Consider the following 19,823-nt stretch of genomic DNA (forward strand, 5'->3'; position numbering starts at 1 on the left):
GAGACGGCGGCCTGACGCCGCGCGCCGGCAACGGCATACGGCCCTGTCCCCTTGCGGGACGGGGCCGTTTCCGTGCCCGTTTCCGTTTCCATTTCGGTTTCCGTCTCTACGTCCTTTTCAGGCCCAGCACTTCCACCGCGCCGAAGGTCTCCCCCTGCGGCCGGTCCGCGTAGTGCGCACCGAGTACGGCATCCAGCTCGTCGTAGGTGAAGGCCTCCTGCTTGCTGTCGAACTTCGCGGCGACCCGGGGCCGTTCGACGATCGCCACCATGCCGCCGTGCACGACGAGCAGTTGGCCGTTGATGCGGGCGGCGGCCGGCGAGGCCAAGTAGCCGACGAGCGGGGCGACATGCTCCGGGGCGAGCGGGTCCAGGCCGTTGTCCGGCTGGCCGAGGCCCGCGAAGACGTCCTCGGTCATCCGGGTCCGGGCGCGTGGGCAGATGGCGTTCGCGGTCACGCCGTACTTGGCGAGCGCGAGGGCGGTCGAGGTGGTGAGCCCGACGATTCCGCCTTTCGCGGCCGCGTAGTTGGGCTGTCCGGCGGACCCTGCGAGGAACGCCTCCGAGGAGGTGTTCACGACCCGCCCGTACACCGGCCCGCCCGCCGCCTTGGACCGCTCGCGCCAATGCGCGGCGGCGAAGCGGATGGTGTTGAAGTGGCCCTTGAGATGGACCCGGATCACCGAGTCCCACTCCTCCTCCGCCATGGAGAAGACCATGCGGTCACGCAGGATGCCCGCGTTGTTGACCAGGATGTCCAGCTTGCCGAACTCGGCGATCGCCAACCCGACCAGTGCGCCCGCCTGTTGGAAGTCGGCGACGTCCCCGGTGTGGGCGAGCGCCCTGCCGCCCGCCCCGCGTATCTCGGCGGCGACCTCCTCGGCGGGGCCGGCGGAGGCCTCGCCCGAGCCGTCCCGGCCCGGCTGCCCGTAGTCGTTGACGACGACGGCCGCGCCGAGCCGGGCGAGTTCGAGCGCCTCGGCCCGGCCCAGACCGCGGCCGGCGCCGGTGACGATGGCGGACAGTCCCTCCAGTGGCAGTGACATCGACGTCCCTTCGCAGGCGGTGGGTTCAGATCTCGATGCACGTACGCAGCGCCGTGCCCGTCCGCATCTGGTCCAGGGCCTCGTTGATGTCGGCGAGCGGCACGCGGTGGGTGATCAGGCCGGCGAGGTCGATGCGGCCCGCGCGCCAGAGCGTGATCGTCCGCTCGTAGGAGCGCAGGACGTCTCCGCCGCCGTACATGGACGGCAGGATCCGCTTCTCGTCGAAGAACAGCTCGAACATGTTGAGCTGGAGGAAGTCGTCCATCGCTCCGGCGCCCACGACGACGAGTGTGCCGCCGCGCCGGGTGGTCTCGTAGGCCGTGCGGGCGGTGGCGGACTTCCCGACGACCTCGAAGACGTAGTCGAAGCCCTCGCCGGCGGTGACCTGCTGCTTGGCGTCGGCCAGCTCGTCCGGCGAGACGGCCCTGGTGGCCCCGAACCTGAGCGCGGACTCCCGGCGCGAGGCGACCGGGTCGACGGCGACGATCTCGGCGGCCCCCTTGAGCCGGGCGCCCTGGATCGCGGAGATGCCGACGCCCCCGCAACCGATGACGGCGACGGACGAACCGGCCTCCACGTCCGCGGTGTTGAGGGCGGCACCGAGGCCCGTGGTCACCCCGCAGCCGATGAGGGCGCCGATGTCGAAGGGCACGTCGTCGGGGATCGGCACCGCGCAGCCGGCGTCGACGACGACCTCCTCGGCGAAGGTGCCGGTGCCGGCGAAGCCGAAGACGTCACCTGCGGGGCGCTTGAAGTTGGGGGTGCCGGCATTCATGAACCCGGCCAGGCACAGCTGGGTCTGGCCGCGCTTGCAGGCGGGGCAGGCACCGCAGGCGGGCAGCCAGCAGACGACGACCCGGTCGCCGGGCTTCAGGGTGCTCACGCCATCGCCGACTTCGACGATCTCGCCCGCGCCCTCGTGACCGGGCACGAACGGCCCCGGCTGCGGAAGCACCCCCGCCATCGCGGACAGGTCCGAGTGGCACAGCCCGGTCGCCCGCACCCGGACCCTCACCTTGCCGGGCCCGAAGCCCACCGCCTCGACGTCGTCGAGGACCTCGAGCTTGTCCTGGCCGATCTCGTGCAGTACGGCTGCTCGCATGGTGCGGCTCCCCTCGTACGGCGTTCTGGACTCAGGTGTGTTCGACGACGTCAGATGCGTCCGACGTCCGGTGGGTTCGACGTAGGTGCGTCCGATCCGGTGGGTTCGACATCAGGTGCGTCCGACATCAGGCGTGCTCCACATCAGGTGCGTCCGACATCAGGCGTGCTCGACATCAAGTGCGTCCGACATCAGGTGAGTGCGACGACGGTGTCCGCGAGGACGGGCGCGTCGTCCCGTTCGACCGCACTCACGGCCACACGGACGGCATCGCCCTCCTGCCGCCACATGCGGATGCGCAGGGTCTCCCCCGGGTATACGACCCCGGCGAACCGGGTGGTGTACGAGCGCACCCGGGTCACGTCCCCGCCGAGGAGCGTGTCGACGACCGCCTTGAGGGTCATGCCGTACGTGCACAGCCCGTGCAGGATGGGCCGCTCGAAGCCGGCGACCTTCGCGAACTCCGGGTCGGCGTGCAGCGGGTTCCAGTCGCCGGACAGGCGGTACAGCAGGGCCTGGTCCTCGCGGACGGGCCGTTCGACGGTCCGGGTGGGCTCGCCGGCGGGGGGTTCGAGGCGGGCGGACGGGCCCCGGTCACCACCCCACCCTCCTTCTCCGCGGACGAAGATCTGGGCGTCGTTGGTCCACAACGGGCCGTCGGCGTCGGCGACGTCGGTGCGCATCACGAGCACGGCCGCCTTGCCCTTGTCGTAGACGGCGGCGATGCGGCCGGTGGCGGTCGCGGTGCCCGCGGCCGGGATGGGCCGGTGGATCGTCAGCGTCTGCCCGCCGTGCAGGACGCGGGCGAGGTCGACCTCGATGCCGGGCATGGACAGGCCGTTGATCACGCCGGGTGAGCCGGAGCCCGCGACGGTGGCGAAGCTCGGCAGGACGTGCAGCCGGGACTCCAGGGTGTAGCGCAGTTCGTCGAGGTCGGTCGCCGGGGTGCCCGCTCCGATACCGAGGTGGTAGAGCTGCACGTCCTTGGAGGTCCAGGCGATCTCGCCCCTCCGGGGCTCTGCTGCGACGGCCTTGGCCGCGTCGATGGGCATGGGGCTCCTGAAGGCTCGCTCTTGGGATCGGAGACCTCGGTACGGCCGTCCGCACCGTCGGCCGCACCGAGGTCGTCACGGGCCGTTCTAGAACGCGTTCCAGTCCGGCGCCCCCTGTATAGCCGAGCGCACCGCACTTGTGAAGACTCCTGACGATTCATCAGATCACGGTTCCCGATCCGGCCCCCTCGTCGCCGGAGGCCGTGAGCCCAGTGGCGACTTCTAGCCACATTCACGGCCTTCTTCACGGGTTCCTTCACCGACCCTTTCACCACTTCGCCTGCCGTTCATGACGGTCGACCGAACCACCGATCGCCGCTATCCGGTCATCAACTCCCTTGCGATCACGCCTTGTTGTATGCCCCGGCGGTAGACTGGCCAGGGCCCAGTCAACGGGTTTCGACTCATCGGGTTTCGCCTCATCGAGTTCCGAGTGATCGGTTCCGAAGAGCCAGGACGACGCGCAGGGGGATGCACATGAACCACTTGGGCCACGCCGGTTCCGCCGCGTGGTTACCCCGGGCCCGCTCCATGAGCGGCTTTCCGCGGTTACGGCCTCAGTGCATGGACATGGGCCGTCCGGGTGACGTGTGCGCTTGCTCCCACGGGATCCGGATGCCGATGTTCTGACAGAACTCGGAAGGATCGTCGTTGTCTGCTCCGTCGCCGGTGTGCAATCACCGGGTCTTCGTCGTTGTCATCGTTGCCCTGTTGTCGATCATCGCGGGCATCGTCGTCGGAATCCTCATGAGCGCGGGGGGGCGCCGGGCTCCCGGCAGCTCTCATCGGGGGTGGGGGCGGTTTCGTCTCCTCCGTGACCGTGAGCCTGCTCATCACGAACGCCGTGGGTCTGACGTGATCGCGACCTGACGTGATCGCCACGGGTGGCGCCCCTCGACAACCGTTTCCCCGGGGGCCGGGGGTCGCGCCACCCGGCTCTCACCAGGCCCGTTCCCCATACGCTGGCCCTGTGAACGAGACGCCCCGGGACCACCGGCCCGCCAAGTCCATCAGGGTCCTGCTCGCCGAGGACCAGGGCATGGCACGCGGGGCGCTCGCCTTACTGCTCGGGATGGAGCCGGACATCGAGGTCGTGGCGCAGGTGTCGGCCGGGGACGCCATCGTGGACACCGCCCTCACCTACCGTGCGGACGTCGCCCTCCTCGACATCGAACTCCCTGTCCTCAGCGGGCTGGACGCCGCGGCCGAGCTGCGCGACCAGGTCCCCGACTGTCGGGTGCTGATCCTGACCACGCACGGCCGCCCCGGCCATCTGCGCCGGGCCATGGCGGCGGGAGCCGCCGGTTTCCTGGTGAAGGACGGCCCGGTGGCGGAGCTGGCGGTCGCCATCCGCCGCGTCCTGACCGGCGAGACGGTGATCGACCCGGCCCTCGCGGCGGCTGCCCTCGGCACCGGCCCCAACCCGCTCACCGCCCGCGAATGCGATGTCCTCAACGCCTCGGGGGACGGCGCGACGGCCGCCGACATCGCCGGCAAGCTCCACCTGTCCGAGTCCGCGGTCCGCGACCACCTCTCCTCCGCCATCGGCAAGACCGGTACCCGCAACGGGTTGGAGGCGCTGCGGGAGGCACGGCAGCAGGGGTGGCTGTAGCCCTGCCGCCACTCCGGGCCTCTCCGCTCCCTGTCCCTACTCCGACACATGCGCCTCCTTGGCGACCGTGTCGTCCGGCGCCAGGCACACGAACCAGTTCACCGGGGAGCCGTCCACCGGGCGGATCACCTGGTCGTCGGTGTTGATGTCGTAACCCGCGGGCACCCTGCGGACGTCGGTCATCGTGCCGTCCTGCCAGGTGCAGGTGACGGTCCGGGCGGTCTTGCCGACCTGGCCGATCACCAGGCGGTTGGGGCCTTCGGAGTCCGGGTCCAGCGGGAGTGCGGCGGTCTCGATGTCCCTGCCGGACATGCTGCTGTCCTCCTTGGTGAACACGTCCAGCATGGTGATCTGCGGCTCGGCGCCGGCGCCGTAGGTGCGGGCCACGAAGAACGCCTTCTTGCCGATCAGTTCGGAGGGCCTGTCCACGGGCCGGTCGCCGCCGTAGGTGGCCATCGCCTCCCACTGGTCCTGTGCCTCCGCCGCGTTCCTCGGCGCACCCCACACGTCGATCGTGACCCACCACTCCTTGCCGTGGTCACTGCCGGTCGCGATGGTGGATCGCTGAGGCACGTACACATGCCGGTCCTCCGCCGACGGCGGCTGCGTCGCCACGTGGGAGCCCCTGCCCCCGTCCCCGCCCGGCATCCCCGCCACCGCCAGCGTGCCCGCCGAGCCCACCAGCACCAGCGCCGTGGCCGTCGCCACCGCCCAGCGGCGGGCCCTGCGGCGGCGGCCGCCCCGGATCACCGCCTGGTAGGGGGCTATACCGATCTCGACCTCGTCCGCGGCGTCGGCCAGCAGGAGGGCGATGTCCGTGTGGCTCATGTCGTGGCTGGTCATGCCGTGGTTCGTCTCCCGGTCCGCGCTCATCAGCTTCGCCCTCCCTGCGTCACCATCTCGGCCAGTCCCGGTATGGCGCGGAGTTTCGCGATCCCCTTGGCCGCGTTGCTCTTCACCGCGCCGACGGAGCAGCCCATCGCCTCCGCCGTCTGTGTCTCGGTCAGGTCCTCCCAGTACCGCAGGACCACCGCCTCCCGCTGTCGTGGCGGCAGTTGGGCGAGCGCCGACAGCAGGGCGCTGCGGTCCTCGGCCTGGGTGATGCGGTCACCGGTGTCCGCCACCTCGCGCATCAGGCCGGAGTCGTCCTTCGGTGCGAGGAACTCCCTGAGCCTTCTGCGGTGTTTGCGTGCGTGCGCGTTGATCATCACGCGTCGTACATACGCCTCCGGGTCGTCGGCCGAGCCGACACTGCGCCAGGCCACATAGACCCGCTCGAGCGTCGACTGGACCAGATCCTCCGCGGCGTGCTGCTCCCCCGTGAGGAGAAATGCCGTCCGCATCAGCCGCGGCCAGCGGCCGATGACAAAGCTCTGGAACTCCGAGTCCCGAGCCGCCTTGCGATCCCCCATGGGCACCTCCCTAGATATTCAAAGGAGTCCATGAGCCGCCCGGACCGTTGCCTCAGGACGCGGACCTTTTTCTCGGCAGCCACAGCAGCATCAGCAGAGCCCCCGCCACGAGCACCACCGCCGACGTACGAAACACCAACGCGTATCCGTCCGTCAGCGCCTGCGCCGCCCCGCTCCCCGCCGAATGCGCTGAATGCGCTGAATGCACTGAATGAGCCGAATGAGCCGAATCTCCCGCGAGCCCCGAACGCGCCGCCGCGACCGTCGACATGACCGCGAGCCCCAGCGAACCCCCCATCGTGCGGGAGGTGTTGACCAGCCCCGACACCAGCCCGGCCTCACCCGGCTGTGCCCCGGCCGTGGCCAGCGCCGCGAGGGGGGTCGCCCCCAGACCCGCGCCGAGCATCATCAGGATCCCCGGCACCATGATCGAGGTGACGTACGCGCCCCGCATGTCCATGGTCGACTGCCAGCCGAAGCCGACGGCCGCGACGACCGTGCCCAGCACCGCCACGTTGCGCGCGCCCAGCACCGGCATGAGCCGCGGCGCGAGCTTGGAGCCGATGAGCACGGCCAGCGAGCTCGGCACCAGCGCGAGGCCGGCCTCCAGCGGGGTGTAGCCGAGCACGTTCTGCACGTACAGCGTCATGAAGAACCACATGCAGAACATGGCCGACCCGCACAGGAACATCGCCACGTTCGCCGACGACACCGCCCGCACCCGGAACAGCCCGAGCGGCATCAGCGGAGCCGCCGTACGCGACTCCACGACGAGGAAGGCGCCGATCAGCGCCAGGCCTGCCAGCAGCGGCGCCAACGTGGCCGTCGCCGTCCAGCCCTCGGCCTCCGTCTGCGAGATGCCGTACGCCAGCGTCGCGAGCCCCGCCGTCACCAGCACCGCTCCCGGAAGGTCCAGCCGCCGCCCGTCCCCCGCCCGGCTCTCCACGAGCCACCACACGGCACCGGCCAGCACCACCGCGCCCACCGGCACGTTGATCAGCAGCACCCACCGCCACGACAGCACGTCCACCAGCACCCCGCCGACGAGCCCGCCCGCCGCGCCACCCCCCGCGCCCACGGCGGTCCAGGTCCCGATCGCCCGCGCCCGCGCCGCCCCCTCCGGCACGGCCGCCGTCACGATCGTCAGCGTCGAAGGCGCCAGCACCGCGGCGCCCAGCCCCTGTACCGCCCGCGCGACCAACAGCTGCCAGTCCTGCTGGGCCAGCCCGCCGGCCAGCGAGGCCAGGGTGAACAGGCCGAGCCCGACGAGGAACATCCGCTTACGGCCGTACAGGTCCCCGGCCCGCCCGCCGAGCAGCATGAACCCCGCGAAGGCGATCGCGTAGGCGTTCACCACCCATTGCAGGCCCTGGGCGCTCAGCCCCAGATCGGCCCGCATCGAAGGCAGCGCCACGTTCACGACGGACACGTCGAGCACGACCAGGAACTGCCCGGCGCACGCGAGCGCCACCACCAGCCAGGTGGGCGGCGCGGGACGGCGGGATATGCGGGTGGTGGCGTCAGCGGCTCCGAGCATGACTGTCATGCTCTCAACGACCGACGTTCCTGGCATCGGGAATTCGGACCAGGCCGCTCCGCTCGTCGGCTTAGGCCCGCTCACGAGGGAGGCCTAGGTCCGTTTCTCAAGAGAAGGTCAAGAAATCGTTAGCTGGCCAAAGCATCGGAATAGTTGCCCAGGCACACCGGGTTGATCCCCCACATGACACAAACGACGAACGACCAGCCCACCGGCAGAGCGACCGGCCCCCTCGTCCCGGTCCTCGCCTTCGCGGGCATCGTTGTCGCGGTGATGCAGACCCTGCTCGTCCCGGTCATCAAGGACCTGCCGCAGCTGCTGAGCACCGCGCCCAGCAACGCCACCTGGGTCCTGACCTCCACCCTGCTCTCCGGCGCCGTCGCCACCCCGATCATGGGCCGGCTCGGTGACCTCTACGGCAAGCGGCGCATGCTGATCGCCAGCCTGGCCGTGATGGTGGTCGGCGCGCTGGTCAGCGCCTTCACCAGCACCCTGATACCCATGATCGCCGGCCGCACCCTCCAGGGCTTCGCGATGGGCGCGATCCCCCTCGGCATCGGCCTCATGCGCGACATGCTGCCCCGCGAACGGCTCGGCTCGGCCATGGCCCTGATGAGCTCCTCGATCGGCGTCGGCGGCGGACTCGCGCTGCCCGCCGCGGCCCTGGTCGCCCAGCACGCCGACTGGCACGCCCTCTTCTACGGCGCCGCCGGCCTCGGCGCCCTCTCCATCGTCCTGACCCTCCTCGTCGTACCGGAGTCCAAGGTCCGCGCGGAAGGCTCCTTCGACGCCCTCGGCGCCCTCGGCCTCTCCGCCGGCCTCGTCCTCTTCCTCCTCCCCATCACCAAGGGCAGCGACTGGGGCTGGACGTCGGGCACGACGCTCGGCCTGTTCGCCGCGTCGGCGGTCATCCTCGTCCTCTGGGGCGTCTACGAGCTGCGCACCCAGGCCCCCCTCGTCGACCTGCGCACCACGGCCCGCCCGGCCGTCCTCTTCACCAACCTGGCGTCGATCATGGTCGGTGTCTCGTTCTACGTCGTCTCGCTCGTCCTTCCCCAGCTGCTCCAGCTGCCGAAGGAGACGGGCTACGGCCTCGGCCAGTCGATGGTCGTCGCGGGCCTGCTCGTCGCCCCGCTGGGCCTGACGATGATGTTCACCGCCCCCGTCTACGCCCGCCTCTCGGCGAAGTACGGCCCCAAGACCACCCTCATCCTCGGCCTGCTGATCATCGCCATCGGCTACGGCGCCGGCCTCGGCCTGATGAGCGCCCCCTGGCAGAGCCTCGTCATCTCGGTGGTCCTCGGCGCGGGCATCGGCCTCGCGTACTCCTCCCTCCCCGCCCTGATCGTCGGCGCCGTCCCGGCCTCGGAGACCGGCGCGGCGAACGGCCTCAACACCCTGATGCGCTCCATCGGTACGTCCGTGTCGAGCGCCGTCATCGGCATGGTGCTGGCCAACACCGCGAACAACGTCGGCGGCGTCGAGATCCCGACGATGCACGGCTTCCGCGTCTCCTTCCTGATCGCGACCGCCGCCGTCGCCGTAGGCCTCCTCCTGGCCCTCTTCCTGCCGAAGCAGCGCCCGGCCGCCGCCCACCCGCAGCTGCGCGCCAGCAGCGAGGAGGACGCCAACCTGGAGCGCGCCGAAGAGGCACTGCGCGGCTTCCGCGGCCGCATCCTGGACGCCACCGGCACCCCCGTCCCCCGCGCCAAGGTGACCCTGATCGACCGCCGCGGCCGCCAGGCGGGCGCGACGCTCTCCGAGGCGGACGGCAGCTACACCCTCACCGTCCCCGCCCAGGGCGCCTACGTCCTGGCCGCCCGGGCCGACGGCCACGGCCCGCTCGCCTCGTCGGCCACGCACACGGGCGACGAGCGGCCGGTGGACCTGGACCTCTCGCTGCCAGGAGAGACGGTCACGGCCTGAGCGCCCGAGCCGCCCGAGCCGCGAGTTCTCCGGGCTCACCTGAGATCCACACCACCCGCACCCCCTGTCGCTTCACCGGCAGGGGGTGCGGCAGCATGGTCGCCCATACGTTCGTACGACCGAAGGGAATCCCATGTCCACGGCCCCCAAGCCGGAGATCCTGGCCGCGTTCGAGGCGGCCAAGGGCTTCATGCCCGTGGACGAGGGACTCGCGCTCTACGCGGCGGCCGTCGAGGCGGGCCGCCTCGGCCTCCCCCTCCTGGAGGTCGGCACCTACTGCGGCCGCTCCACGATCCTCCTCGCCGACGCCGCCCGGCAGGCCGGGGTGACGGCCCTCACGGTCGACCACCACCGCGGCAGCGAGGAGCAGCAGCCCGGCTGGGACTACCACGACCCGGAGACCGTAGACCCCGAGATCGGCCTGATGGACACGCTGCCGACGTTCCGCCGCACGTTGCACAAGGCAGGCCTGGAGGACCACGCCATCGCCCTGGTCGGCCGCTCACCCCAGGTGGCGAAGATCTGGGGCACCCCCCTCGGCCTGGTCTTCATCGACGGCGGCCACACCGACGAGCACGCGAACGCCGACTACGAGGGCTGGGCCCCGCATGTCGCCGAGGACGGCCTGCTCGTCATCCACGACGTCTTCCCGGACCCGAGGGACGAGTTCACCGGCCAGGCGCCGTACCGCGTCTATCTGCGGGCACTGGAGTCCGGGGCGTTCACGGAGGTGTCGGTCACGGACTCGCTGCGCGTGCTGAAGCGGACGGGGCCGGGTGTCTGAACGGGGTCTGAACTCCGGCGCCGCTCGACCGCGCCTTCCCGGCACAGGGTGTGGTCGGCCCGTATGGTGGCAGGCGTGTCGTACGTAGGTCCGGACTTCGATCCTCCCCAGCCCCGCCGCAGCCGCCGCCGAGCCCTGACCGTCGCGCTCGCCGCCCTCGTACCGGGAGCCCTGCTCGGTTGGGTGTTGTACGAGGCGGTGGGCGACCCCGGCGACGGAGATGCGTCGGGCAACGCGGCCGTACGGCCGTCCGCCGCACCGACGAACACGGCACCGACGATCTCCGCCACGAACGACGACAAACCACCGGGCCCGACCCCTACCGCCTCCGACTCCGACTCCCTCAAGGGCAAGGTCGTCGTCATCGACCCGGGCCACAACCCGAACAACTTCCAGCACACGTCCGAAATCAACCGCAAGGTGAACATCGGCACGAACTGGAAGGAATGCGATACGACGGGCACGTCCACCAACGACGGTTACACCGAGGCCGAGTTCACACTGGACGTCGCCCACCGCCTGCGCACGCTGCTGCGGCAGCAGGGCGCCACGGTCAAGTTCACCCAGGACAACGACCGTTCCTGGGGCCCCTGCGTCGACGAGCGGGCCGAGATCGGCAACAAGGCGCACGCCGACGCCGTCGTCTCCATCCACGCGGACGGCGCGAGCGCCGGCCAACGGGGCTTCCACGTCATCCTCCCGGGCAAGGTGAACGCGGGCGCCGCGAACACCGGCCCCATCGTCACCCCCTCCCGCGACCTCGGCGAGCGCATCGCGGGCTCCTTCGTCCGCGCCACGGGCAGCGCGCCGTCCAACTACGTCGGCGACGGCACCGGACTCGTCACACGTGAGGATCTTGGCGGTCTCAATCTGTCAACGGTTCCCAAGGTGTTCATCGAGTGCGGCAACATGCGCGATAGCAAGGACGCGGCGTTGCTCACCAGTGGCGCTTGGCGACAGAAGGCGGCGCGAGGGATCTCTGAGGGAATCGTGAGTTTCCTGCGCGGGTAGTGATCGGCGGGCTGATCCCGGCGGACACCCTCGTCGGTCGGACGATAAGGTCGTCCCTACGATGAGGGGCCACCCCCGCGCTTCACACCGGGGCCTTACGGCGACATGGTGACAGCGACGCCTCCAGCGATGCCGATGACTAGACGACTGACGAAGGACCTGAAGTGAATATCCGCTCCCTCACTCGAGGCGACGGCGTGGTGATCGGAGCAGCGGTGTTGCTGTTCATCGCGTCGTTCCTCGACATCTACTCCGTCGACGGTGCCGAGGGCATCGAGCTGCCGAACGCCTGGGGCAGCGGACCGCTCCTGCTCGGCGTCGTACTGGCCGGCCTCATCGGCGCCGCGCTCATCGTGGTCGCCCGGGGGCTGCCGCAGGTGCCCAAGATCGCCGGTCTGGACCTCGGCCAGTTCGGCATCGCTTTCACGGTCTTCGCCGCCTGGAGCGCGCTCGGCAACATCTTCGACCCGGCGGGCGGCGCCAACAACGTGGGCGACAGCTCCTCCACCGGCCCCGACGCGGGCATCGGGCTGATCCTCGCGCTGGTCGCCACGCTGGCCCTCGCCGGCGCCGCCATCGCCACCCCCCTCGTCCCCGCCCTCCAGGCCCCCCTCATCCCGGCCCCCCGCCCCGCCGCCCCCCAGCCCTACGGCGCCCAGCCCCCCGGCGGTTACGGCTACCCCGGTGCCCAGCAGCCGCAGCAGCCCTACGGTGGGCAGCCGCAGCCGGGGCAGCCGTTCGGTGGGCAGCCGCAGCAGGCCCAGCAGCAGCCGCAGCCGCAGGCGCCCGCCGCGGACTTCTCGCCGTTCTGGTTCGCCGTGCCCGTGGCGCGGCCGCTGTTCGCGGAGGACGGTTCGCCGACCCCGATCGCCGAGCTCGCGCCGGGCACCTGGTACCTGGCCGTCGAGCAGCGTGGCCCGGCCCTGGTCGCGCAGACGCAGGACGGGCGTCGCGGTGTACTGCAGGACACGTCCGGTATCCAGCGCGGCTGAACCACAGAAAGTCGTACGACGGCCCCTCACCCTTCCCGGTGAGGGGCCGTCGTCGTACAGTCGCAAGCCTCCACACAGAACTGACACATCGTCAGGAGGCAGACATGCGGCTCGGGCTCGCACTCGGTTACTGGGGGCGCGGCCCCTCGGCGGAGCATGTGCCCCTCGCCCAGGAGGCCGAGCGGCTCGGCTACGAGTCGGTGTGGACCGCCGAGTCGTGGGGCTCCGACGCCTTCACCCCGCTCACCTGGATCGCCGCACAGACGTCGAGGATCAGGCTCGGTACGGCGGTTGCGCAGATGGCCGCCCGGTCCCCCACGACCACCGCCATGCACGCGCTCACCCTCGATCATCTCTCCGGCGGGCGCATGATGCTCGGGCTCGGGCTGTCGGGGCCGCAGGTGGTGGAAGGGTGGTACGGGCGGCCGTTCCCCGGCTCACCGCTGACTGCCACGCGCGAGTACGTCGATGTCGTACGGCAGGTGCTGCGGCGCGAGGCGCCCGTCGAGCTCGACGGGCGGTTTCACTCGCACCCGTACCGCGGTCCGGACGCCACCGGGATCGGGAAGGCGCTGAAGCCGATCACTCATCCCCTCCGGTCCGATCTGCCCGTCCTGCTCGGCGCCGAGGGGCCGAAGAACGTCGCGCAGACCGTCCGGATCGCCGACGGCTGGCTGCCGTTGTACTGGTCGCCGAGCAGGCCCGAGGTGTACGGGGAGGCGGCGGTCGCCACCGGTCTGCCGGACGGGTTTCTCGTGGCTCCCATGGCCCGTGTCCAGGTGTGCGACGACGTCTCCGAAGGGCTCCTCCCCGTCAAGGTCATGCTCGGCTTCTACATCGGCGGCATGGGTCACGCGGCCCGCAACTTCCACGCCGACCTCATGGCGCGCATGGGGTACGAGGAGGAGGCCCGGCGAATTCAGCGGCTGTTCCTGGACGGCCGCCGCGAGGAGGCCGTCCTCGCGGTCCCCGACGCCTTCGCCGACGAGATCTCCCTCGTCGGGCCGCGTGAACGCATCGCCGAGCGGCTGGAGTTGTGGCGGAAGGGGCCGGTGACCGACCTGCTCGCCCTCGCGCCCGATCCGCACAGCCTGCGTGTGCTCGCCGAGCTCAACTCATGAGCCGCTGAACGCCTGAACGGCTGAGCGGCTGAGCCCGTCAAGGCGTCACCAGAAGATCGCCAACGCCTCCAACGTCGCCTCCCGGGTGTCCTCCCGCCACCCCGTCATCTTCCCCAGGCAGCGGGCCGTGAAGGTGCCGGCGGGGATGGAGCGGCGGGCGTTGCCCGAGGCCACGACGCGGACGCAGACGGGGGGTTGCTGGTCGGCGTATTCCGCGCGCAGGACGAAGCCCTCCGTCACGTCCGGGACCCGGGTGAACTCGGCGCGTACCGAGACGAATTCCCCTATGCGGCTCAGGTGTACCTCACGTTCGTCGCCGAGGCGGTCGGCGAGGGCGCGGTTGGGGACGACGGTCAGGGTGGGCAGGTCGGCGTGGACGATGACGTCGGCACGCTCGAAGGCGTCGATGAGCATGCCGATGACGTTGATGGGTTTGTCCTTGCGGACGAACTTGCGGAACGTCTCCTGGCTGACGTCGCGCTTGGCGCGGAACAGCCAGGCCAGGAAGCGGGTCCACAGGCCGACGCTCGTGTCGACCTTCGTCCGCAGCTCCACGGCCTCCTCCAGCGCGGAGCGGTAGTTGCCGATCTCGTAGAGGTCCATCACGGACTGCTCGTCCAGGTACAGGCAGATGCTGTACGCCGACTGCCACCGTCGCATCCGGCGGCGCCGCTCGCGGGACTGACGTACCAGGACCACCGCGAGGACCGCTGTGCCGAGTGCCGTCGCCAGCCAGACCGTCATCCACGGCCACCACATGCTCCACCACAGTGCGTCAGTGACAGCCACGGATCTCCTTGAACGCCTCGGAAAGGGATGAGTCGGCGGTGTCCACCATGCGCCCGCCGGTCTGCGCCGCCGCGCGCCGCAGTTCGCCCGCGTCGGCGTCGCCGAAGTGGACGGGGTAGGTGGGGACGCCCGTGCGGACGGCGGCGGGCAGCGCCTGGTGGTGGCGTACGAAGTCGTCATAGGCGAGGCCCGCGTTGTTCTCTCCGTCGGTCATCAGGACGAGGGAGAGGGAACGGTCCGGGTCGGCGGCCAGTTCGCGGGCGGCGGTGCGGTAGCCGTGGTCGAGGGCGGACCATACGGCCGTGGCGTCGCCGTAGCCGCCTCGGGCGACCGTGTCGGCCAGGGTCTTCAGGTCCTTCGGGCCGGTCACGGTGACCGTCTTCTCCTCCAGGACGCGGCCGCCGAACCGGACCACCGTCAGCCGTTCGCCCCGGTAGAAGCGGGTGAACTTGCCGGACGCCGTGGAGTCCGCGCCGCTCAGGTCGGCGAACGCCTCGCGCAACCCCGCCATCCGGTCGCCGCGCATCGAGCCCGAGAAGTCGAGCAGGAAGACGACCTGGTCGGCCGTGTGTCGGGCCGGGTCGCCGTAGTCCGCCAGCAGGGCTTCTATGACGGCGAGTTGGTCGGGGTAGTAGAGCGCGTTGCCCACCGGCTCGCGCAGCTGCGGGGTGCGGGTGACCGTCGTGGTGACCGGGCGGCGCAGGGTGCGCTGCATGATCTTCCGCTGGGTCGCGTCGCGCTGGAGCCACTGCGTGACCGTGGTGTAGGCGGCCCGCTGGGACGGGTCGAGGAGCAGCAGGGGGAAGTCCGCGAGGACCATGCCGTCCTCGGGGCGGACGACCTCCAGCGGGTCGTCGAGGCGGTCGGTGGCGTTGAGGGCGAGCAGGTCGGACTCGTAGGTGATGAGGGCGTTGGCCCGGTCCTGGTGGTCGGCGTAGGAGTCGACGAGGGCGGGTCCCGTGTCCGCGGTGAGGGTCTGGCCGGAGCGGAAGCCGCGCAGCCGGTCGCAGGAGACGTCCTCGGGGCGCAGTGCGCCGCCCGTGTCGGCCGCGGCGGTGGCGACGCCGACCAGGGCGGCGAGCCCGCTGGCGGAGCGCCGTGGGTCCGCCATCCCGAAGCGGACCGTGCCGGTCGCGGCGGCGTCGGCGATGTCCGCCCAGGTGAGGCGACCGCCGGGCACGCCTGCGCGGAGCTTGCGCGCCACGGCCGGTTCGAGGCCGATGACCACCGGGGACGTCATGGTCGCCGTGCGCTGCAACCCCTGTACGGCGCTCTTGGCGGTGAGCCGCAGATAGCGGTCGGAGGACAGCCAGGCGAGGTCGTAGCGGGCGCGGTCCGGGGCCTTCGTCTCGGCGTCGGGCCGGAAGTCCAGCCGGAGGTCGACGCCGGTCTCCTCTCTCAACTCGCCCAGGAGTGGGGTGAGTACGGCCAGGTCGGGGCTCGCGAGCACCCGCAGCCGGAGGGGTTCGTCGGGGTCGTCACCCGAGCAGGCGGTGAGGACGGCGGTCAGGAGCGCCAGACAGAGCACGAGACGGAGTACGGGGCGGAGCACAGTGCCGAGAGCGGGGCGGCGCGCGGGGGCGAGCGCGGGACGCGGGGCCAACGGGCCTGTTCTGCCGCTCACTTGATGTCGTCCTTGCGGTCCTGGCAGTCGCCGACCGTCTTGATCATCTGTTCCAGGAGGGGCAGTTGGGGCAGGACCGCACGGGTGTCGTTGGAGGAGGTGGTGGGCACGGGGATGTGCCGTTCGGTGAGGAAGTCGACGAGTTCGTCGCCGGCCGTGTCGCCGCTCGTGCCGCCGTTGGTGTTGCGGGCGCGGAAGCCCAGTTCCATGGCGCGGTGCTGGAGTTCGGGATCCTCGCTGACCAGTTCGCCGAGCCGGGCGCCGTCGCCGGTCAGCGCGACGAGCTGGGGTTCGGTGACGAAGCGCGTCGACGGGTAGAGCAGGACGCGTTCGGTGTCCGTGCTGCCCTTCTGGGCCTGGTGGCCGATCTGGTGGGCGAGGAACTGGTGCTCGTAGATCACCGAGATCGGGGCGATGCTCGGGCCGTCGGGGGACAGATACGTTTCCGCCCGCTCGGAGCCCGGCAGGCCCTGCTCGAGGAGGAGCGGCTTGATCCTCCGGGCGACCGCCGCGGCCTCCTTGTCGTCGTCCGGGGCGTCTTTGTCGTTCTCGATGAAGGCGACCAGGCCGAGGTAGGTGCCGGCGGAGTTGGACTCGCAGATGTCGGAGGTCTGGGCGAGGATCTTGTTGGAGTTGCTGACGCCGTGCCGCTCGATGCGGATGTCGTTCCAGCGTTTGCCCTCGCGGGTGAGCTTCACGAAGGCGGTCATGTCGAGGGTGTAGTACATCGGCCGGCCGTCCGGGCCCGGCTGCGGTGTCGCGACGCCGTGATCGCTGAGCGCCTCTGCGTAGTTGCGGTAGGTGGCCAGCACGATGGGGCTGACGAACGGGCGGTACAGGAGCACCGGGCGGTTCGCCTCGGCGCGCTCGCGGCTGATCAGGTCGGCGGCGGGCTGGCCGGAGGGGAAGACGACGTCGTATCCCTCGAAGTCCTGCTTGGCGATCTCGCGGGAGCCCATGCTCGTGATGTGCACGCGGAAGCCGTGCTTCATCAGGAGCCGCTCCACCTCGGGATCCTGGAAGAAGTCCCGCTTCGAGGCCATCTTCGCCTCGATGGTGACCACCTGCCGCAGCGGTAACAGCAAGTTCCCGCCGACCAGGAGGAGGACCAGGCCGATGACGGGGACGGGCAGCGCCAGCGCCAGCGCTCTGCGCAGACGGCGGCGCGGGGGTCTGGTGACGACCAAGCGGGGTTCTTCGGTAGCGGGTCTGTTCGCGGGCACCTGCGTCTCCCCCCGTGGCTGGGGCAGGATCGTCGGTGATCACGTTTACCACCGAATGACCTTGGGGGGAACGCCAGTTGAACGTACCGTCCCGTTCGGCTCACGGTGACGGCGTTTCAGTCACGCCTCCAGGGCTACCCGGAGGGCATGTCCCCTCGATATCGCAACGGTTCCAACCAGGCCGGAACGGTCATAGCGATCGTCGCCGACATCATGGCCCTCATCCTGGGCCTGTGGATCCTGATGTATCTGCTGGACGCGAACCGCGCGAACGATTTCGTGCAGTTCATCCATGACGCGGCCCGCTGGCTGGCGGGCTGGTCGTACGACCTGTTCACCTTCGACGAGGCGTGGGCGAGGGTCGTGGCGGGGTACGGCTTGGCGGCGGTCGTGTACTTGTTCGTGGGTCACGCCATCGCCAATCGAGTCCACCGCCACTGAAACCCGCCTAGGGGCGCGGGGAACTGCGCGACCAGCCACAACCGGCCCCGCACCCGCAACACGAGAGAACCATCCGAGCGCTCAGGCGCAACAATCCGGGTCCAGCCCCGCCGGCAGGCGATCCCCGCCGAACACCGCGCACGTGGCCTCGTGCCCGCCCAGCGCGGCGACGGCCAGCAACAGCGACCCCGCGGTCCAAGTCGTCAGCTCGCGCGGCCAGATGGCGTCGTCGTCGAAGACGTACCCGGTCCAGTACAGCCCGCTCTCCGGATCCCGCAGATGCTGGATCGACTGGAGGATGTCCAGCGCCCGGTCGGACTCGCCCATCGCCCACAGGGCCAGGGCGAGTTCGGCGGACTCCCCGCCGGTCACCCACGGGTTGGGCACGACGCACCGCACCCCGAGTCCGGGAACGACGAAACGCTCCCAGCTCTCCTCCATGCGGGACTTGGCCTCGGCGTCCGTCAGCGCGCCGCCCAGCACCGGGTAGTACCAGTCCATCGAGTAGCGGTCCTTGTCCAGGAACCGCTCCGGGTGACGACGGATCGCGTGCCGCAGCGCACCGACGGCCAACTCCCAGTCCGGCTGCGGCTCTTCCCGCTGCTCGGCGATGGCCAGCGCGCAGCGCAGCGCGTGGTGGATCGACGACGAGCCCGTCAGCAGCGCGTCGTTCGTCGCCGTACCGTCCTCGTCGCGCCGCCAGCCGATCTGGCCGCCCGGCTGCTGGAGCTGGAGGACGAACTCGATCGCCGCGTAGACGGAGGGCCACATGCGGTCGAGGAACGTGTCGTCGCCGGTGGCGAGGTAGTGGTGCCAGACGCCTACGGCTATGTAGGCGACGAAGTTGGTCTCGCGGCCGGTGTCGGTGACGTCGTCGTGCGCGCCGTCCGCGTAGGCGGCGTACCAGGAGCCGTCCTCGTTCTGGTGGGTCGCCAGCCAGGTGTACGCCCGCTCGGCGGCCGTGTGCTCACCGGCCGTGTCCAGCGCCATCGCCGCCTCGACGTGGTCCCACGGATCGAGGTGGTGTCCGCGGAACCACGGGATCGCCCCGTCCTCCCGCTGGACCGCGAGGATGCCGGCGACGGTCGCGGCGGCCTGCTCGGCGGTGAGGACCCCGGGCAGGACGAGGTGTTCTGTCCGGGGGGTGGTCACTTGGCGGCCGCCTCGGGGGTCTCGTCGACGCGGGGCAGGTGGGGCTTGGTCGCGTACGCCACGAAGCTCTTGCCGATCAGCGGGTTCAGCGCCTGTTCGGCGACCCGGGTGGCCAGCGGTTTCTTCATGATGTCCCAGACCAGCAGCTTGTGGTACGCCCGCACGGGCAGCGCCTTGTCGTTGTCGACGCCGAACGCGCACTTCAGCCACCAGTACGGCGAGTGCAGCGCGTGGGCGTGGTGGGTGCCGTACGGCTTCAGCCCGGCTTCCCTGATCTTCGCGAGCAGCTCGTCCGCCTTGTAGATGCGGATGTGGCCGCCCTCGACCTCGTGGTAGGCGTCGGACAGCGCCCAGCAGACCTTCTCGGGGCCGTAGCGGGGCACGGTGATGGCGATACGGCCGCCGGGCCTGAGCACCCGCACCATCTCGGCGAGGACGCCCTTGTCGTCCGGGATGTGCTCCATGACCTCGGAGATGATGACGACGTCGAAGGACTCGTCCGGGAAGGGCAGCGCGAGGGCGTCGCCCTCCATGGCGGTGGCCGTGGCCCCCTCCGGCGCCTCCCCCGCCTCCTTCATCGCCGCGAACCACTTCGCGACCTCGCGGATCTCCTCACCGTTCTGGTCCAGCGCCACGACCTGGGCGCCGCGCCGGTAGCACTCGAACGCGTGCCGGCCGGCACCGCAGCCGAGGTCCAGGACGCGGTCGCCCGGGGCGAGCGGGAACCGGGAGAAGTCGACGGTCAGCACGTGGGCCTGCTTTCGCGGTCGGAACGGTTGGAGGGACGGGGATCGATCGTGCGCACGGCGCTCACTGGGCACCCTCGGAGACCCGGGCGGGCTCACCGGCCCTGACGCCCTCGGTCAGCCGGACGGACTCGCCATCCTTCGCGGCCCCGGCGACGCGGGCGGGCTCACCGGCCCTGACGCCCTCGGTCAGCCGGACGGACTCGCCATCCTTCGCGGCCCCGGCGACGCGGGCGGGCTCACCGGCCCTGACG

The 19,823-nt window shown here is 70.8% G+C and carries 18 protein-coding genes and 1 pseudogene; 7 read left to right on the forward strand and 12 right to left on the reverse strand.

All coding sequences use genetic code 11. The features are described from left to right. Window positions 1-106: 106 nt before the first annotated feature. The 3 genes from ACIREI_RS06030 to ACIREI_RS06040 form a co-directional block, all read right to left on the reverse strand. A complete protein-coding gene (locus ACIREI_RS06030) occupies window positions 107-1,045 on the reverse strand; it encodes a 3-oxoacyl-ACP reductase (protein ID WP_403327793.1) in 939 nt (312 codons plus the stop codon). A 25-nt stretch (window positions 1,046-1,070) separates the two neighbouring features. Further along, window positions 1,071-2,147: a Zn-dependent alcohol dehydrogenase gene (locus ACIREI_RS06035; protein ID WP_403327795.1), complete on the reverse strand. Its 1,077-nt coding sequence runs from the start codon at window positions 2,145-2,147 to the stop codon at window positions 1,071-1,073. 191 nt (window positions 2,148-2,338) lie between these two features. Next, window positions 2,339-3,199: a MaoC/PaaZ C-terminal domain-containing protein gene (locus tag ACIREI_RS06040; RefSeq protein WP_403327797.1), complete on the reverse strand. Its 861-nt coding sequence runs from the start codon at window positions 3,197-3,199 to the stop codon at window positions 2,339-2,341. A gap of 970 nt (window positions 3,200-4,169) precedes the next feature. On the opposite strand from ACIREI_RS06040, the gene ACIREI_RS06045 reads away from it, so the two are divergent. Beyond that, the gene (locus ACIREI_RS06045) at window positions 4,170-4,811 is read left to right on the forward strand and encodes a response regulator (protein ID WP_403327799.1); all 642 of its coding nucleotides are present in this window, start codon (window positions 4,170-4,172) and stop codon (window positions 4,809-4,811) included. Window positions 4,812-4,847: 36 nt separating this feature from the next. Here the strand turns inward: ACIREI_RS06045 and ACIREI_RS06050 are convergent, their stop codons facing one another. The 3 genes from ACIREI_RS06050 to ACIREI_RS06060 are packed head-to-tail and all read right to left on the reverse strand — an operon-like array spanning window position 4,848 to window position 7,769. Beyond that, window positions 4,848-5,684, reverse strand: a complete 837-nt coding sequence (locus ACIREI_RS06050; protein ID WP_403327801.1) for a hypothetical protein — start codon at window positions 5,682-5,684, stop codon at window positions 4,848-4,850. Continuing rightward, window positions 5,684-6,223 (reverse strand): SigE family RNA polymerase sigma factor, encoded by a 540-nt coding sequence (locus ACIREI_RS06055; protein ID WP_403327803.1) that lies wholly within the window; start codon window positions 6,221-6,223, stop codon window positions 5,684-5,686. The genes ACIREI_RS06050 and ACIREI_RS06055 overlap by 1 nt, the downstream gene beginning before the upstream one ends. Window positions 6,224-6,275: 52 nt before the next feature. Then, window positions 6,276-7,769, reverse strand: a complete 1,494-nt coding sequence (locus ACIREI_RS06060) for an MFS transporter (RefSeq protein WP_403327805.1) — start codon at window positions 7,767-7,769, stop codon at window positions 6,276-6,278. A gap of 174 nt (window positions 7,770-7,943) precedes the next feature. Here ACIREI_RS06060 and ACIREI_RS06065 point away from each other — a divergent pair, with 174 nt between their 5' ends. The 5 genes from ACIREI_RS06065 to ACIREI_RS06085 all read left to right on the forward strand — a co-directional run bounded on the left by ACIREI_RS06065 (window position 7,944) and on the right by ACIREI_RS06085 (window position 13,594). After that, the gene (locus ACIREI_RS06065) at window positions 7,944-9,686 is read left to right on the forward strand and encodes an MFS transporter (RefSeq protein ID WP_403327807.1); all 1,743 of its coding nucleotides are present in this window, start codon (window positions 7,944-7,946) and stop codon (window positions 9,684-9,686) included. Between the two features lie 133 nt (window positions 9,687-9,819). After that, complete coding sequence (locus ACIREI_RS06070) at window positions 9,820-10,470, forward strand: class I SAM-dependent methyltransferase (protein ID WP_403327809.1); 651 nt, start codon at window positions 9,820-9,822, stop codon at window positions 10,468-10,470. A gap of 75 nt (window positions 10,471-10,545) precedes the next feature. Beyond that, entirely contained in the window at window positions 10,546-11,481 is a 936-nt protein-coding gene (locus ACIREI_RS06075) for an N-acetylmuramoyl-L-alanine amidase (RefSeq protein ID WP_403327811.1), read from the forward strand. Window positions 11,482-11,645: 164 nt separating this feature from the next. After that, complete coding sequence (locus ACIREI_RS06080) at window positions 11,646-12,473, forward strand: hypothetical protein (protein WP_403327813.1); 828 nt, start codon at window positions 11,646-11,648, stop codon at window positions 12,471-12,473. Between the two features lie 104 nt (window positions 12,474-12,577). After that, complete coding sequence (locus ACIREI_RS06085) at window positions 12,578-13,594, forward strand: LLM class F420-dependent oxidoreductase (RefSeq protein ID WP_403327815.1); 1,017 nt, start codon at window positions 12,578-12,580, stop codon at window positions 13,592-13,594. Window positions 13,595-13,639: 45 nt separating this feature from the next. Here the strand turns inward: ACIREI_RS06085 and ACIREI_RS06090 are convergent, their stop codons facing one another. The 3 genes from ACIREI_RS06090 to ACIREI_RS06100 are packed head-to-tail and all read right to left on the reverse strand — an operon-like array spanning window position 13,640 to window position 17,194. Continuing rightward, on the reverse strand, window positions 13,640-14,383 hold the full coding sequence (locus tag ACIREI_RS06090) for a hypothetical protein (RefSeq protein WP_403327817.1): 744 nt from the start codon (window positions 14,381-14,383) through the stop codon (window positions 13,640-13,642). Then, window positions 14,370-16,007: a VWA domain-containing protein gene (locus ACIREI_RS06095; protein WP_403327819.1), complete on the reverse strand. Its 1,638-nt coding sequence runs from the start codon at window positions 16,005-16,007 to the stop codon at window positions 14,370-14,372. Before ACIREI_RS06095 ends, ACIREI_RS06090 begins: the two co-directional genes overlap by 14 nt. Next, window positions 16,004-17,194, reverse strand: coding sequence for a hypothetical protein (locus ACIREI_RS06100; protein WP_403327821.1), 1,191 nt, complete (start codon window positions 17,192-17,194; stop codon window positions 16,004-16,006). Before ACIREI_RS06100 ends, ACIREI_RS06095 begins: the two co-directional genes overlap by 4 nt. A gap of 183 nt (window positions 17,195-17,377) precedes the next feature. Between ACIREI_RS06100 and ACIREI_RS06105 the strand changes: the two genes are divergently transcribed. After that, entirely contained in the window at window positions 17,378-17,671 is a 294-nt protein-coding gene (locus ACIREI_RS06105) for a hypothetical protein (protein ID WP_369168975.1), read from the forward strand. Between the two features lie 81 nt (window positions 17,672-17,752). Here the strand turns inward: ACIREI_RS06105 and ACIREI_RS06110 are convergent, their stop codons facing one another. The 3 genes and pseudogenes from ACIREI_RS06110 to ACIREI_RS06120 all read right to left on the reverse strand — a co-directional run. Continuing rightward, entirely contained in the window at window positions 17,753-18,823 is a 1,071-nt protein-coding gene (locus ACIREI_RS06110) for a prenyltransferase (protein WP_403327823.1), read from the reverse strand. Next, window positions 18,820-19,572 carry a class I SAM-dependent methyltransferase gene (locus ACIREI_RS06115; RefSeq protein WP_403327825.1) on the reverse strand — a complete coding sequence of 251 codons (753 nt, stop codon included), beginning with the start codon at window positions 19,570-19,572 and terminating at the stop codon, window positions 18,820-18,822. Before ACIREI_RS06115 ends, ACIREI_RS06110 begins: the two co-directional genes overlap by 4 nt. 61 nt (window positions 19,573-19,633) lie before the next feature. Beyond that, a pseudogene (locus ACIREI_RS06120) lies at window positions 19,634-19,823 on the reverse strand (glycosyltransferase family 1 protein); the annotation flags it as partial.

This window comes from Streptomyces sp. NPDC093591 (assembly GCF_044764885.1).
Classification (GTDB): Bacteria; Actinomycetota; Actinomycetes; order Streptomycetales; family Streptomycetaceae; genus Streptomyces.

What these genes read in the sequence shown, in the direction of transcription:
- ACIREI_RS06030 (WP_403327793.1), bottom strand. Translation starts at nt 1,045, where the DNA reads ATGTCACTGCCACTGGAGGGACTGTCCGCCATCGTCACCGGCGCCGGC.
- ACIREI_RS06035 (WP_403327795.1), bottom strand. Translation starts at nt 2,147, where the DNA reads ATGCGAGCAGCCGTACTGCACGAGATCGGCCAGGACAAGCTCGAGGTC.
- ACIREI_RS06040 (WP_403327797.1), bottom strand. Translation starts at nt 3,199, where the DNA reads ATGCCCATCGACGCGGCCAAGGCCGTCGCAGCAGAGCCCCGGAGGGGC.
- ACIREI_RS06050 (WP_403327801.1), bottom strand. Translation starts at nt 5,684, where the DNA reads ATGAGCGCGGACCGGGAGACGAACCACGGCATGACCAGCCACGACATG.
- ACIREI_RS06055 (WP_403327803.1), bottom strand. Translation starts at nt 6,223, where the DNA reads ATGGGGGATCGCAAGGCGGCTCGGGACTCGGAGTTCCAGAGCTTTGTC.
- ACIREI_RS06060 (WP_403327805.1), bottom strand. Translation starts at nt 7,769, where the DNA reads ATGACAGTCATGCTCGGAGCCGCTGACGCCACCACCCGCATATCCCGC.
- ACIREI_RS06065 (WP_403327807.1), top strand. Translation starts at nt 7,944, where the DNA reads ATGACACAAACGACGAACGACCAGCCCACCGGCAGAGCGACCGGCCCC.
- ACIREI_RS06070 (WP_403327809.1), top strand. Translation starts at nt 9,820, where the DNA reads ATGTCCACGGCCCCCAAGCCGGAGATCCTGGCCGCGTTCGAGGCGGCC.
- ACIREI_RS06085 (WP_403327815.1), top strand. Translation starts at nt 12,578, where the DNA reads ATGCGGCTCGGGCTCGCACTCGGTTACTGGGGGCGCGGCCCCTCGGCG.
- ACIREI_RS06105 (WP_369168975.1), top strand. Translation starts at nt 17,378, where the DNA reads ATGTCCCCTCGATATCGCAACGGTTCCAACCAGGCCGGAACGGTCATA.